The 13,362-nt window shown below is 70.1% G+C and carries 10 protein-coding genes; 7 read left to right on the top strand and 3 right to left on the bottom strand.

Features of this window, described 5'->3' with window-relative positions:
- The first annotated feature begins 12 nt into the window (after nucleotides 1-12).
- The 4 genes from BGO46_RS02125 to BGO46_RS02110 all read left to right on the top strand — a co-directional run bounded on the left by BGO46_RS02125 (nucleotide 13) and on the right by BGO46_RS02110 (nucleotide 5,843).
- Complete coding sequence (locus tag BGO46_RS02125; protein ID WP_292677691.1) at nucleotides 13-2,727, top strand: HAD-IC family P-type ATPase; 2,715 nt, start codon at nucleotides 13-15, stop codon at nucleotides 2,725-2,727.
- A gap of 87 nt (nucleotides 2,728-2,814) precedes the next feature.
- Complete coding sequence (locus BGO46_RS02120) at nucleotides 2,815-3,348, top strand: hypothetical protein (RefSeq protein ID WP_292677693.1); 534 nt, start codon at nucleotides 2,815-2,817, stop codon at nucleotides 3,346-3,348.
- Nucleotides 3,345-4,268, top strand: coding sequence for an FAD:protein FMN transferase (locus tag BGO46_RS02115; protein ID WP_292677695.1), 924 nt, complete (start codon nucleotides 3,345-3,347; stop codon nucleotides 4,266-4,268). The genes BGO46_RS02120 and BGO46_RS02115 overlap by 4 nt, the downstream gene beginning before the upstream one ends.
- Before the next feature lie 12 nt (nucleotides 4,269-4,280).
- The gene (locus tag BGO46_RS02110; RefSeq protein ID WP_292677697.1) at nucleotides 4,281-5,843 is read left to right on the top strand and encodes an FAD-dependent oxidoreductase; all 1,563 of its coding nucleotides are present in this window, start codon (nucleotides 4,281-4,283) and stop codon (nucleotides 5,841-5,843) included.
- Between the two features lie 438 nt (nucleotides 5,844-6,281).
- Here the strand turns inward: BGO46_RS02110 and BGO46_RS02105 are convergent, their stop codons facing one another.
- From BGO46_RS02105 to BGO46_RS02095, 3 genes are all read right to left on the bottom strand, one after another.
- On the bottom strand, nucleotides 6,282-7,250 hold the full coding sequence (locus BGO46_RS02105; protein ID WP_292677698.1) for a hypothetical protein: 969 nt from the start codon (nucleotides 7,248-7,250) through the stop codon (nucleotides 6,282-6,284).
- Nucleotides 7,251-7,557: 307 nt separating this feature from the next.
- The gene (locus tag BGO46_RS02100; protein ID WP_292677700.1) at nucleotides 7,558-9,054 is read right to left on the bottom strand and encodes a HAMP domain-containing sensor histidine kinase; all 1,497 of its coding nucleotides are present in this window, start codon (nucleotides 9,052-9,054) and stop codon (nucleotides 7,558-7,560) included.
- 32 nt (nucleotides 9,055-9,086) lie between these two features.
- Entirely contained in the window at nucleotides 9,087-9,821 is a 735-nt protein-coding gene (locus BGO46_RS02095) for a response regulator transcription factor (protein ID WP_292677702.1), read from the bottom strand.
- 166 nt (nucleotides 9,822-9,987) lie between these two features.
- On the opposite strand from BGO46_RS02095, the gene BGO46_RS02090 reads away from it, so the two are divergent.
- The 3 genes from BGO46_RS02090 to BGO46_RS02080 are packed head-to-tail and all read left to right on the top strand — an operon-like array spanning nucleotide 9,988 to nucleotide 13,308.
- Nucleotides 9,988-11,481 (top strand): ABC transporter permease, encoded by a 1,494-nt coding sequence (locus BGO46_RS02090; RefSeq protein WP_292677704.1) that lies wholly within the window; start codon nucleotides 9,988-9,990, stop codon nucleotides 11,479-11,481.
- 38 nt (nucleotides 11,482-11,519) lie between these two features.
- Complete coding sequence (locus tag BGO46_RS02085; RefSeq protein WP_292677706.1) at nucleotides 11,520-12,245, top strand: ABC transporter ATP-binding protein; 726 nt, start codon at nucleotides 11,520-11,522, stop codon at nucleotides 12,243-12,245.
- A gap of 49 nt (nucleotides 12,246-12,294) precedes the next feature.
- On the top strand, nucleotides 12,295-13,308 hold the full coding sequence (locus BGO46_RS02080) for a magnesium and cobalt transport protein CorA (RefSeq protein ID WP_292677708.1): 1,014 nt from the start codon (nucleotides 12,295-12,297) through the stop codon (nucleotides 13,306-13,308).
- Nucleotides 13,309-13,362: the final 54 nt, after the last annotated feature.

Here is a 13,362-nt window from a genome sequence, read left to right as displayed (position 1 = left end):
TAGGATCGCGCCATGGCCGCACCCTCGTCGCTTGCCCCGCTGTCCGTCGACCGTCCATACGCGCTCGACGCGGACGTGGTCGCCCAGACGCTGGACACCGCGCCCACCGGCCTCGACCCCGCCGAAGCCGCCGCGCGGCTGAGCGCGGTCGGCCCGAACGAGCTGCCCGAGCCGAAGCGCACGCCCGCCTGGCTGCGCTTCCTCAGTCATTTCAACGACACGCTCATCTACATCCTGCTGGGTGCCGCCGCGATCAAGGCGGTCATGGGGGACTGGCTCGACTTCTGGGTCATCATGGCCGTCGCGATCATCAACGCCGTGATCGGCTACGTGCAGGAGGGGCGCGCCGAGAAGGCGCTCGCCGGCATCCGCGGCATGCTCTCTGCCGATGCGACGGTCCGCCGCGGCGACGCGTGGACGACGATCGCCGCGCGCGACCTCGTTCCCGGTGACATCGTGCGGCTCATGCCGGGCGACAAGGTGCCCGCCGACGTGCGACTGCTCTCGGCGACGCAGCTGCGCATCGAGGAGGCCGCGCTGACGGGCGAGTCGGTGCCGGCATCGAAGCAGACGGATGCCGTGGCATCCGACGCCGGCGTCGGGGACCGTTCGTCGATGGCGTTCTCGGGCACGATCGTGTCGGCCGGGCAGGGCACGGGCATCGTCACCAGCACAGGAGCGCGCACCGAGATCGGCAAGATCCAGGAGCTCGTCGGCGAGGCCGGGTCGCTCGCCACGCCGCTGACGAAGCAGCTCGACGCGTTCGGCAAGGTGCTGACGCTGGTCATCCTCGGAATGGCCGCGATCATGATGCTGATCGGGCGATACCTGCACCAGATGCCGATGCCGGAGCTCGTCTCGGCGACGATCGGATTCGCCGTCGCGGCGATCCCCGAGGGACTGCCCGCGCTCGTGACGATCACGCTCGCGATCGGCGTGCAGCAGATGGCCCGCCGGAACGCGATCACCCGCAAGCTGCCCGCCGTCGAGGCCCTCGGATCGGTCACGACCGTGTGCTCGGACAAGACCGGCACCCTCACGAAGAACGAGATGACCGTGCGCAGCATGGTGACCCCGCTCGCGCGCTACGAAGTGTCGGGGCTCGGCTACGACCCGATCGGGCAGATCACGCCGGCCGGCGGCGGTGACCTCGCGGCGCTCCTGGCGGTCGCTGACCTGTGCAACGACGCGCACCTCGACCGCGTCTCCGCCAGTGGGGCAGACGCGTGGACGCTCGTCGGCGAGCCGACCGAGGGTGCCCTCAAGGTCGTCGCGATGAAGGGCGGCGCGGGCCGCGCCGACACCCGTCGCCTCGGCGTCGTGCCGTTCGACTCCGCCAACAAGTTCATGGCGACGCTCGACGAAGCCCGCGACGGGTCACGCGCGATCCTCGTGAAGGGAGCGCCCGATCGGCTTCTCGAGCGTGCCCTCACGCAGCGCGGCGCCCACGGCTCGGAGCCGCTCGACATCGTGCTCTGGGAGGCGGCGATCGATGAGCTCAGCGCGCAGGGCCTGCGCGTGCTCGCGGCGGCGCGCAAGCCCACCCGTGCGGATGCCGTGGACCTCGACGACCTCATCGACCTCGAGTTCCTGGGCCTGTGGGGCATCCTCGATCCGCCGCGCCCCGAGGCGATCACGGCGATCGCGGACTGCCATGCCGCCGGCATCCGCGTGAAGATGATCACCGGTGACCACGCGGGCACGGCTCTCGCCATCAGCCGTGAGATGGGGCTCGTCGACGCGGCTCATACCGAGACCGCCGTGCTGACCGGCGCCGAGCTTGAAGCCATGTCGCAAGCCGAACTCGCGAAGGTCGTGCAGGACGTCGACGTGTTCGCGCGGACGAGCCCCGAGCACAAGATCCGCATCGTGCGCGCCCTGCAGTCGCACGACGAGGTCGTCGCGATGACCGGTGACGGCGTCAACGACGCCCCCGCGCTCACGCGTGCCGACGTCGGCATCGCGATGGGCATCAAAGGCACCGAGGCGACGAAGGAGGCGGCCGAGATCGTCTTGGCCGACGACAACTTCGCGACGATCCGCAGTGCCATCGCCGAAGGGCGGCGCATCTACGACAACCTGCGCAAGTCGGTCGTGTTCCTGCTGCCGACCAACGGCGCGCAGTCGCTCGTCGTGCTCGTCGCGGTGGTGTTCGGAATGACGCTGCCGCTGACGCCGGTACAGGTGCTGTGGGTCAACATGGTGACCGCCGTCACCCTCTCGCTCGCACTCGCCTACGAGCCGGCCGAACGCGGCATCATGACGCGGCCGCCGCGCGGCCCCGGCGGCTCGATCATCTCGGGGCGCGAGCTCGGCTTCGTCCTGGTCGTGTCGCTGCTGATCGGCGGGGCGACCCTCGCCGTATTCGGCATCTCGCTCGCCTCGGGGGCGGATCTGGACGTCGCCCGCACCGAGGCCGTGACGATGCTCGCGCTCGGCCAGCTCGCCTACCTGCTGAACTGCCGGTTCCTGAACCGCTCGAGCTTCACGCTCGACGTGCTGCGCGGCAACCCGGTCGTGTGGTGGTCGGCGATCGCCCTCGTCGCGCTGCAGCTGGTCTACACATACGTTCCGTTCATGCACTCGCTGTTCGGGTCGTCACCGCTGGATCTCCAGGGGTGGCTGCTGCCGATCGCCTTCTCGATCGCGATCTTCATCGCCGTCGAGATCCTCAAGGCGATCCGGCGGGCGCGCGCCGGCGCGCGTCGGCTCAATGCAAACGCATAGGTGACGCAGAGCCGGTGCCAGATCTGCGGCGTTAACGTGGTCACACGCCACCGCGACCAGCGGAGCACGACAGCAGGAGGACCCACCATGATCCGTACCACCGCCGTTCCCCGTCCCGTCCGCGCCGGCGTCGCCGCGGCATCCGTCGTCGGCATCGTCGCACTCGCGGGATGCGCCGCAGACGCGAGCGCCGAGACGACCGACACCTCGACCTCGGCCTCAACCTCGTCCTCGTCGAGTGCGACCGACACGTCGACGTCTGCGTCGGCTTCGGCGACCGACTCGTCGACGGATTCGTCGACCGACACGACCTCCACGAGCACCTACACCGACGGCACCTACACCGCCGACGGCACCTACATCGACGGCGGCGGCACCTCAGAGACGATCAGCGTCACGATCACGCTCGAAGACGACATCGTCACGGCCGTCGAGGTGACCGGCGACGCCGCGAGCCCGCAGTCGCAGCAGTACCAGACGGCCTTCATCGGCGGCATCGCCGACGTAGTCGTCGGGCAGGACATCGACACGCTCTCGGTCAGCCGCGTCGCCGGCTCGTCGCTGACCAGCGGCGGCTTCAACAACGCGCTCGAGACGATCAAGTCCGAAGCCCTCGCATGAGCCTCGCGGCCACGTGGTCGTTCGACGCGATCGGCACACGCTGGCAGATCGACACGGCCGCGCCGCTGGGCACAGGCGTCCGCGCCGAGGTCGATGCGCTCATCGACCGGTTCGACCGGGAATGGTCGCGCTTTCGCAGCGACTCGCTCGTGACGGCGCTGTCGGCCGGCGGTGAGGTCGACGCGCCGGCGGATGCCGCGGACATGTTGGGCGCCTTCGTCGCGCTGTCGGAGGCGACCTCCGGCGCGGTGAACCCGCTCGTCGGGGCATCGCTCGCGCACCGCGGGTACGACGCCGACTACTCATTCGTCGATCGCGGCGCACTGCCGGCACCGGAGCGCTGGCACGACCTACTGACCTGGACGGACGCGACGCTGCGGCTGGCGGCGCCCGGCATCATCGACGTCGGCGCGCTCGGCAAGGGCCGCCTCGTCGACCTCGTCGCCGATCTCCTGGTCGAGCGGTCGGGCACACCGCTCGTCGTCGACGCGAGCGGCGACATCGCCGTGCGCGGCGGGGCCGAGCGCATCGCGCTCGAGCACCCGTTCGACCCGTCGAAGGCCATCGGGGTGTGGGAGGTCACCGATGGCGCGCTGTGCGCGTCGGCCGTGAACCGGCGGGTGTGGGGGCTGGGGCTCGTGCTCGGGGCAGCGCTCGGCGACCCGCTCGGTGCCCCGGTCGGATCTGGCGGGCTGCATCACGTGCTCGACGCCCGCACGGGCGAGCCCGTGCGCACCTACGCCGCGACGTGGGCGGTCGCCCCGACCGCGATGAGCGCCGATGCCCTCGCAACGGCGCTCTTCTTCGACGGCGGGCCCGAGCTCGCCGCGCGCTGGGGCGCGCAGTGGGTGCGCATGTCGACCGACGGGCGTCTGGAATGGTCGGCCGGATGCCGCGCCGACCTGTTCGTGCGCCGATAAGTTGGAAGAATCATGAGCAGACTCACCGCCGTCTGGAACCGCCTCCTCGCCGTCGTCGGCCGCTACTCGATGTACCGTCTGGTGCTGCTCTCGCTGGGGTTGCTCGCGGCGATCTCGCTTGTGCTGTCGCTGTTCGGCCTCGTGACGCCGGCGCCACTCACGCTGCTCGCGACCGGCGCCGTGCTCGTCGTGGCGTGCCTCGTCGTCGACCTCGTCGGGCAGCGCATCACCGGTCGAACGTGGCGGATCGAATCCTCGCTCATCACCGCAGGCATCCTGTTGTTCGTCCTGTACCCGACCGTCGATGTCACAGGCCTGGTCGGCATCGCGATCGCGGGTGCTGTGGCCTCGGCATCCAAGTACCTCATCGCCTGGCGCGGGCGGCACATCCTCAACCCGGCGGCGCTCGGCGCGACTGTGCTGTCGATCATCACGATCCTCAGCGGCGCGTACGCGCTGGGGGCGGCCGGATGGTGGGTCGGCACACCGGCGCTCGCGGCGCCCGTCATCGTGCTGGGCCTGCTCGTCGTCGCGCGCGCCGACAAGCTGCGGCCCGTGCTGCTGTTCCTCGTGATCGCGCTGCCGGTGAACGCCGCGCGCATCGCTGTCGCCTACGCCGGCGCCGGTGTCGCGATCGACGTGGGCACGCTCATCACGACGGTGCTGTGGCAGTCGCCGTTCTTCTTCCTCGCGGCGTTCATGTTCTCCGAGCCGCTGACGCAGCCGCCGCGCCGCTGGCAGCAGTACATCGTCGCGGCCGTCGTGGGTGTGCTCGCGGGCTGGCCGCCCACGATCGGCAGTCTCACGCTCGGGCCGGAAGCCGCGATCGTCGTCGGCAACGTCGTCGCGTTCGGCTTCGCGTATGCCACGCGGGCGCGGCTGCAGCTGACCTTCCTCGGGCGCGAGCGGCTGACGCCGAGCGTCGAGGAGCTGTCGTTCCGCGCGAGCCGCATGCTGCGGTTCGAGGCGGGGCAGTATCTCGAGCTCGAGGTTCCGCACCCGCACCCCGACGCGCGCGGCACGCGCCGTGAGTTCAGCATCGTGTCGGCGCCCGAAGAGCTGCCGGTCGTCAAGCTCGCGATGCGGCGCGGATCGCAGTCGACCTACAAGAAGGCGCTCGCGCTCGTCGAGCCGGGCAAGGAGCTGTCGGTCACGGGCATCTGGGGCGACTTCGTGCTGCCACACAACACGGAGACGCCCGTGCTGCTGGTGGCGGCGGGCATCGGCGTGACGCCGTTCGTGTCGCAGCTGCGGCACCTGCGCCTGTCCGGCGCGCATCGCGACGTCGTGTTCGTCTACGTGGCGTCGGATGCCGAGGAGCTCGCGTTCCGCGACGACCTCGAAGATGCCGGCATCCCCGTGATCGTCTTCACGCGCAACGAGCCCGCCGCGCTGCCGGCGCACTGGACGTGGGCGCAGGGCGTGCGGCTGGATGCCGAGGGCCTGCACCGCGTCGTGCCCGACCTCGCCTCGCGGCACGCCTTCATCTCGGGCCCGCCCGGCCTGATCGCCGACCTCGCCCCGGCCCTCGAGAAGGCCCACGGCCTCACCACGGACGCGTTCTCGGGGTACTGAGCGCGCGCTGCGCGTGCTGCGCGCTCGCGCACTGCGCGTGGCATCCTGTGCGTACTGCGCCTTGGACATGCATCTTGCGCCGATCGGGGTGGCGCCGCGGACTATCTCAGGGTCGTCGAGCTGGTCGCACGCGCCACCTGGATTTGTCGTCTCCCATCGAGGTGGCGCGGCGGACCAGTTCCGGGCGGCTGACATGGTCCGGCGCGCCACCTCGATGGTGTGCGCGGGCATGCTGGGTGCTGCGCCCGGGGTATGGCAACTTGCGCCGATCGAGGTGGCGCTGGGGACCAGTTCAGGGGTGCTGAGCTGGTCCCGCGTGCCACCCAGATTTGCTGGCCTACATGGAGGTGGCGCCGCGGACTAGCTCAAGGGCATCGAGCTCGTCGGGCGCGCCACACAGAGACTGGTCGCGCGCGCCACTTGGGCTGCGCGCGGGCACTACCCTTGCCACCCGCGCCGCGTGAGCGCTTCGCGCACGAGCGTCGCCCCTTCGGCGCCGGCACCCTGGCGCGCCGTGAGGCGGACCACTTCGTAGCCCTCGCGCGCGTAGTCCGCGTACTTGCGAAGGTCGCGCAACCACTGGGCGCGGCTCGTGCGGTGGTGGTCGCCCTCGATCTCGACGACGGTCTTGTAGTCGGGGTAGACGATCTCCGATACTCCGAGAAGGCGCCCTGCGGCGTCGCGAATCTCCTGATCGAGCGCAGGCTCCGGGAGCCCCGCCGCCGCGGCGGCCAGCCGATAGTCGGTCTCGCCGGGTGACATGCTCCCGATCCGTATGTCGGCGAGCGCACGCAGAAGTGCCGGACGATGCTTCCTTCCCCGAGCGACCGCCGCAGCTTCGAGCTGTTCCACCGTCGCAAGCTGCTCTTCCGGATGCCTGCGCCCACCCGCCCCGCGCGGGATGCGCACGATCGCGTCGCCCGCGGCGACGAGATCCCGGTGCGACAGCTCGCCGCCGAGCATCGCCCACGTCGTCGCGGGGCTCGTCACTCGCAGTCCGTCGACGACACGGATGCTCGCGAGGTGTGGTGCGACCTTCACACCGCGGATGCCAGGGCGTCTCGGCGCCCGGTGCGGGGCAAAGACTCCGATGCACAGTTCCTCACCGACGGCGCAGAACAGGCGCCACACCGCGGCGGCCGAGCGACCGGCGAGGAATGCGTGCTCAGGTGCCACCTGAAAATAGGCATCCGCGTCGCGCAGGATGCGGGTGCGCTCGGCGCGATCCCGCGCGAATGGTTCGTCGTCGTGCGACTCCGGCTGTGAAACGCGACGGTGGACGCCCCGGTAGGGACTCTCGAGATCGCGCGCGCGGAGCCGACTCTTCGGATGCCCCGCAGACCGCGCCGCGGCGGCACTGAAGCTCTCGCCGAGTCCGGCGTTGAGGGGTCTCGGTGACGTGGGCATCCCGTCACTCTGGCGCGGGCGGGCGGTCCATGGGGCGGCAGGTGGGCCAAATGTGGAGAGTTTCGCCGCGGGGCCCATTGTGGAGGAGGGGATGAAAAGCCATTTGGGTGGCGTTCCCGACTAGATCAACGCGGCTGAGCTGGTCCGTGGCGCCACCTCGATTTCAGCGCGCCATTCCAGGTGTCGCGCTGGACCAGCTTACGGGTGTTGAGCTGGTCCGCGGCGCCACCCGAATCGCAGCGCGCGAGTGGTGACCGCACCACGCGACTCCCAGAGCGAGGTGGGATGCCCCACCCCAGCGCCACCCTCACGCCTCCGCGACCTCCGGGTCGGCGGGGCGGGCGGGGATGCGGATCTCGAACACCGTCGCGCCGGGTTCGCTGTCGACCGTGATGGTGCCGTGGTGGGCCGTCACGATCGCCTTCGCGATCGACAGGCCGAGGCCCGTGCCGCCGGTCTGACGGGCGCGCGAGGCATCCGCCCGCGAGAACCGCTCGAAGATCTCGTCGGCGACGGCAGGGTCGATTCCGGGGCCGTCATCGGCGACGCGCACGATCGCGTGGCCGTCTTCGACCGCGACACTCGCGGTCACGTGCGTGCCCGCGGGGGTGTGCACGCGCGCGTTGGTCAGCAGGTTGGCGACGACCTGGTGCAGGCGCGTCGCATCGCCCGCGACGACGACGGCGTCTTCGGGCGCGTCGATGATCCACTCGTGGTCGGGGCCGGCGACCTGGGCATCCGTCACGGCATCGACCACGACGCGCGACAGGTCGACGGCGCCGTACACGAGCTCCTTGCCCTCATCGAGGCGCGCGAGCAGCAGCAGATCCTCGACGAGGGTCGTCATCCGCAGTGACGCGGACTGGATGCGCTCCAGCCCCTGCTGCGACTGCTCGGCACTGACCGCGAGCTGCGTCTTCGTGACGCGGGTGCCCGCCGCCTGCGCCTGGCCGATCGCCCGCAGCGACAGTTCGGAGTACCCGCGGATCGCCGCGAGCGGCGTGCGCAGCTCGTGCGAGGCATCCGCGACGAACGCGCGCATGCGCTCTTCGTTGCGCTGGCGCGCAGTCAGCGACTCGTCGACGTGGTCGAGCAGGGTGTTCAGCGCCGCACCGACGGCGCCGATCTCGTCCGAGGCATCCGAAGCGGATGCCGGGACGCGCTCACTGATCGTCACCTCGCCCGACGAGAGCGGTTGCGCCGAGACACGCGTCGCCGTGTCGGCGACGGTCCGCAGAGGGCGCAGGGCCCGTCGGATGACCCAGGCGACGACGGCCGACAGCAGCAGGAGGCCACCGACGGTGAGGAGCGCCACCGTCGTGAGGATCTGGGTGACGGTGGAGGTGAGCTCAGAGGTCGGTAGCCCGACGATCGCGAACACGCCGCTCGGCCAGCTCTCGTACAGCACGCGGAACTCGCCGTGGTCGGGTACGGAGATCGTCGAGAGGCCGGGGTGCGTGGTCTCGGCGATGACGTTCGCCATCTCCTCCTCGGTGAGGGCGACCACGGTCGAGTCGGCACTCACATAGGCGCCCGTCGTCTCACCCGAGGTGTTCAGGATCAGCAGTGTGCCCGGCTCTTGCCGACCGTCCGAGAGCACCTGCTCGGCGGTGTCGCCGGGGAAGATCCGGATCGGCGTCGTCTTGACCTGGTTGTCCAAGTTCTCGACCATGATCGAGCGCAGGATCGTGCCCGTCGCGAAGCCCACCGCGATGAGGATCAGCGCGACGAACGACACGACCGTGACGATCAGCCGGGTCTGCAGGCTCCAGCGCCGCCGCCCGCGCCGTGCCGAGGGAGACACAGTACCAACCCCCGCGGCATCCGTCACCGCACTCACTGCGGTGCTTTGATCATGTAGCCGACGCCACGCACGGTGTGGATGAGCGGCTCGCGCCCCGCGTCGATCTTCTTGCGCAGGTACGAGATGTACAGCTCCACGACCGACGAGCGTCCGCCGAAGTCGTAGTTCCAGACGCGGTCGAGGATCTGCGCCTTCGAGACGACGCGGCGCTGGTTGCGCATGAGGAAGCGCAGCAGCTCGAACTCGGTCGCCGTCAGCTCGATCTCGGTGCCGGCGCGCTCGACTTCGTGCGAGTCCTCGTTGAGGGTCAGCTCGCCGACCCGCAGGATCGGGTCCTCGCCGCCCGCCGTCGCACTCCCGGCGCGTCGCATGAGTCCGCGCAGGCGAGCGACGACCTCCTCGAGGCTGAACGGCTTGGTGACGTAGTCGTCGCCGCCGGCGGTCAGGCCCGCGACGCGGTCGGCGACGGAGTCCTTCGCCGTGAGGAACAGCACCGGCACATCGTTGCCCGAGTGGCGCAGACGCTGCAGCACGGCCATGCCGTCGAGGTCGGGCATCATGATGTCGAGCACGAGGGCGTCGGGGTCGAACTCGCGGGCGACGTTGAGGGCGTCGAAGCCCGAGCCGGCCGTGCGCACCTCCCATCCCTCCATGCGCAGTGCCATCGAGAGCAGGTCGGTCAGCATCTGCTCGTCATCGACGACGAGGACGCGAAGGGCGGAGCCGTCGGGACGGCGCAGGGCGGCGGTGGCAGCGGGTGAGGTCATGAGGCCATTGTGGTGCGCCGCCTGTGAAGAATCTATGGCTGGGGCTATGCACAGCCTATGAATCCGGATGCCGCAGACATAGCCTGCGCATAACCGCAGCCGAGGTCCTCCATCAACGCCATCCATACCGTCGATTCGTCGGCGCAGGTGCGCCAGAAGGAGAACCATGTATTGGACTTACCTGCGCCGTGAACTCTCGGGGCGCAAGAAGCAGACCGCGATCGTCGCGATCGGCCTCGCGATCGCCATCGCGCTCGTGATCATCGTCAACGCCCTGTCGGCCGGCGTCAGCGCCGCGCAGGCGAAGGCCCTCGAATCCGTCTACGGCGTCGGCACCGACCTCACCGTCACCGGCGCGCAGGCCGAACCCGGCTCGGGCCAGGACCGCGGCCAATTCGACTTCGGTGAAGACGGTGGCACCACGTCGGACGACGGCACGACGACCCTCAGCCAGTCGCGGCTGACGACCGAGATGGGGCGCAGCACGCTGGATGCCTCGACGCTCGACACCGTCAGCGGCATCGACGGCGTCTCGGCCGTCTCGGGCGCCCTGAGCCTGACCAACATGACGTTCTCGGGTGAGCTGCCGCAGGCGCCGTCCGACAGCGGCACGACGGACGGCTCGACCGACGGTTCGGCCGGCCAGATGCCGCAGGACGGCGGCCAGGGCGGCCAGGGCGGCGGCTTCGGCGGCGGCTCGTTCGGTGTCGACTCGTTCACGGTGCTCGGCATCGACGCGGCCGACGACTCGGTCGGCCCGATGTCGGCCGTGAGCGTCAGCGACGGCCGTGCGCTCACCACCGACGACGCCGGCAGCTACGTCGCCGTGCTCGACGCGACCTACGCGACCAGCGTCGACCTCGCCGTCGGTGACACCATCAACGTCGGCGGCACCGACTTCGAGATCGTCGGCATCGTCGCCTCGGCATCCTCCGACGCTGACACCGCGTCGAACGTGTACATCCCGCTGGATGTCGCCCAGGACCTCTCCGGCGCGGGCGACGTCGTCTCGACCGTCTACGTGCAGGCATCCTCGAGCGATGCGATCTCGTCGGTGCAGACCGCGCTCGAAGCGGCGCTGCCGGATGCCACGGTGAGCTCGCAGTCTGACCTCGCCTCGACCGTCTCAGGTTCGCTCTCCAGCGCCAGCTCGCTCATCACGAACCTCGGCACGTGGCTGTCGATCATCGTGCTCGTCGTCGCGGTCGCCCTCGCGGTGCTGCTGACGATCTCGGGCATCACGCGCCGCACGCGTGAGCTCGGCACCTTGAAGGCGATCGGCTGGTCGAACTCGCGCGTCGTCGGACAGGTCGCGGGGGAGTCGGTCGTGCAGGCCTTCATCGGCGGCATCGCCGGTGTCGTCCTGGGCCTCATCGGCATCGTCGTGATCAACCTCGTCTCGCCGACGATCTCGTCGGCGCCCGCGGCGACGACCGGTGGTCCCGGCCAGGGCGGCGGCATGGGCGGCGCGGTGGGCGGTGGCGGCTTCGGCACCACGGCGCAGACCGCGACCGACATCGTGCTCAACGCGCCGCTGTCGGTGTGGATCATCGTGGCGGCCCTGCTGCTGGCTGTCGCCGGCGGCCTCGTCGCCGGAGCGTTCGGCGGCTGGCGCGCCGCGAAGCTGAGCCCCGCTGAAGCACTGCGAGCGGTCGCGTGAGCGCGACATCCGACAACGACACCCTCAAGGAGACAGAGATGACCATGATCGACGAGTCCGTGGCGGATGCCACGAGCGCCCCGACCGTGCCGGCGTACCGCCTGGCCGGGGTGACGAAGACCTACCAGCAGAAGGGCCGTGTCGTGCAGGCGCTCAAGGGCGTCGACGTCGAGATCGCGACGGGTGACTTCGTCACGATCCAGGGGCCGACCGGCGGCGGCAAGTCGACGCTGCTGCAGCTGCTCGGCGCGCTCGACGTGCCCACGAGCGGCCACGTGATGATCGGCGACACCGACCTTGCCAAGGCCTCCGCGAAGGTGCTCGAGCAGGTGCGGGCGCGCGAGATCGGGTTCGTCTTCCAGGCTTTCAACCTGATCCCGACGCTCACGGCGGCCGAGAACGTCTCGATGGGCCTGGAGCCCCTCGGGCTGGATGCCGCCGAGCGTGAGACCCGGGTGCGCGAGGCGCTCGAGCACGTCGGACTGTCCGACCGCGGCGACCACCGCCCGGGCGAGCTCTCGGGCGGTCAGCAGCAGCGCGTCGCGATCGCGCGGGCGATCGCGAAGCGCCCGCGCGTGCTGCTCGCCGACGAGCCGACGGGAAACCTCGATGAGTCGATGCGCGATGAGATCCTCGCGGTGCTCGAGCGGCTGAACGCCGAGGGCCTGACCCTCGTCATGGTGACGCACGACTCCGCCGTCGCGAAGCGGGCGCGGCGCCGTCTGCGCCTGGACAAGGGCACGATCCGCGACATCACGCGCTGAGCGGGCGCGGCGGATCGCCGCCGGTGCGGCACGGTCATAGGGTGAGCCCATGGCCGTGCCGCACTGTGTTCTCTACCTGGACGGGCTCGCGCGGCCCGTCGTCCAGAACCTGCCCGAGGCGCTCGCGGCGACGCGGGCGGTGGGTGGCATGCTCATGGTGTCGCTGACGCGGCCGGGCGGCGACGACCTGAAGACCCTCGCCGATACGTTCGGGCTCGCGCCACTCGGTGTGGCATCCATGGTCCGCACCAACCAGCGCTCCAAGCTCGACCACTTCGGCGACCATTTGTACCTCGCGCTGCAGCCGGCGCAGTACGACGACGCGGCCGAGACCGTCGAATGCCACGAGGTCGACATCGTCGTCGGCGACGACGTGCTGATCGTCATCTCGCCGGACGGCGCAGTCGACCTCGAGCAGCTGCGGGGCAAGCTCGACGAGCATCCCGAGGTCATCCGCAAGGGACCGTACGGTGTGCTGTGGGCGATGTTCGAGTTCGTCACGCGCGGCTACCGCGACGTGCTGGACGGCGTCGAGCACGACATCGACGAGATCGAGGAACAGCTCTTCGGTGACGACGAGGGCGTCTCGCACCGCATCTTCGCCCTGCAGCGCGAGGTCATCGACCTGCGCCACGCGACGGCGCCGCTGGAGTCGATGCTCGAGCGGCTGGAGCATCTCGTGCAGGCTCGACCGCACGGTGTCGCGGTGCCCGCGTTCCACGAGATCACCGACCGCGCGCAGTATGTCGACGCCCGCGTCGCGGCGTTCCGGCAGACGTTGGATGCCGCCCTGACGGTGCACGCGACGCTCCTCGACCAGCGGCGCAACGAGGCCATGGAGCGCATGACCCAGCAGAGCATCCAGCAGAACGATCAGGTCAAGAAGATCTCATCGTGGGCCGCGATCGGGTTCGCGCCGACGCTCGTCGCGGGCGTGTACGGCATGAACTTCCACAACATGCCCGAGCTCAGCTGGACGTGGGGCTACCCGTTCGCGATCGGCCTTATGGTCGCCGTCAGCGCGGGGCTCTACCTCATCTTCAAGCGCAACGACTGGCTGTAGACGTTCGAGGAGCGCAAATGGCTGTCATTCGGCAGAAAGCCGAGCCACTTGCGC

The sequence above is a fragment of the Microbacterium sp. 70-16 genome (assembly GCF_001898315.1).
GTDB lineage: Bacteria > Actinomycetota > Actinomycetes > Actinomycetales > Microbacteriaceae > Microbacterium.
Note: the sequence above shows the minus strand (reverse complement) of the source record. Positions and strands in the feature narration are given on the sequence as shown.

What these genes read in the sequence shown, in the direction of transcription:
- BGO46_RS02125 (WP_292677691.1), top strand. Translation starts at nt 13, where the DNA reads ATGGCCGCACCCTCGTCGCTTGCCCCGCTGTCCGTCGACCGTCCATAC.
- BGO46_RS02120 (WP_292677693.1), top strand. Translation starts at nt 2,815, where the DNA reads ATGATCCGTACCACCGCCGTTCCCCGTCCCGTCCGCGCCGGCGTCGCC.
- BGO46_RS02115 (WP_292677695.1), top strand. Translation starts at nt 3,345, where the DNA reads ATGAGCCTCGCGGCCACGTGGTCGTTCGACGCGATCGGCACACGCTGG.
- BGO46_RS02110 (WP_292677697.1), top strand. Translation starts at nt 4,281, where the DNA reads ATGAGCAGACTCACCGCCGTCTGGAACCGCCTCCTCGCCGTCGTCGGC.
- BGO46_RS02105 (WP_292677698.1), bottom strand. Translation starts at nt 7,250, where the DNA reads ATGCCCACGTCACCGAGACCCCTCAACGCCGGACTCGGCGAGAGCTTC.
- BGO46_RS02095 (WP_292677702.1), bottom strand. Translation starts at nt 9,821, where the DNA reads ATGACCTCACCCGCTGCCACCGCCGCCCTGCGCCGTCCCGACGGCTCC.
- BGO46_RS02090 (WP_292677704.1), top strand. Translation starts at nt 9,988, where the DNA reads ATGTATTGGACTTACCTGCGCCGTGAACTCTCGGGGCGCAAGAAGCAG.
- BGO46_RS02085 (WP_292677706.1), top strand. Translation starts at nt 11,520, where the DNA reads ATGACCATGATCGACGAGTCCGTGGCGGATGCCACGAGCGCCCCGACC.
- BGO46_RS02080 (WP_292677708.1), top strand. Translation starts at nt 12,295, where the DNA reads ATGGCCGTGCCGCACTGTGTTCTCTACCTGGACGGGCTCGCGCGGCCC.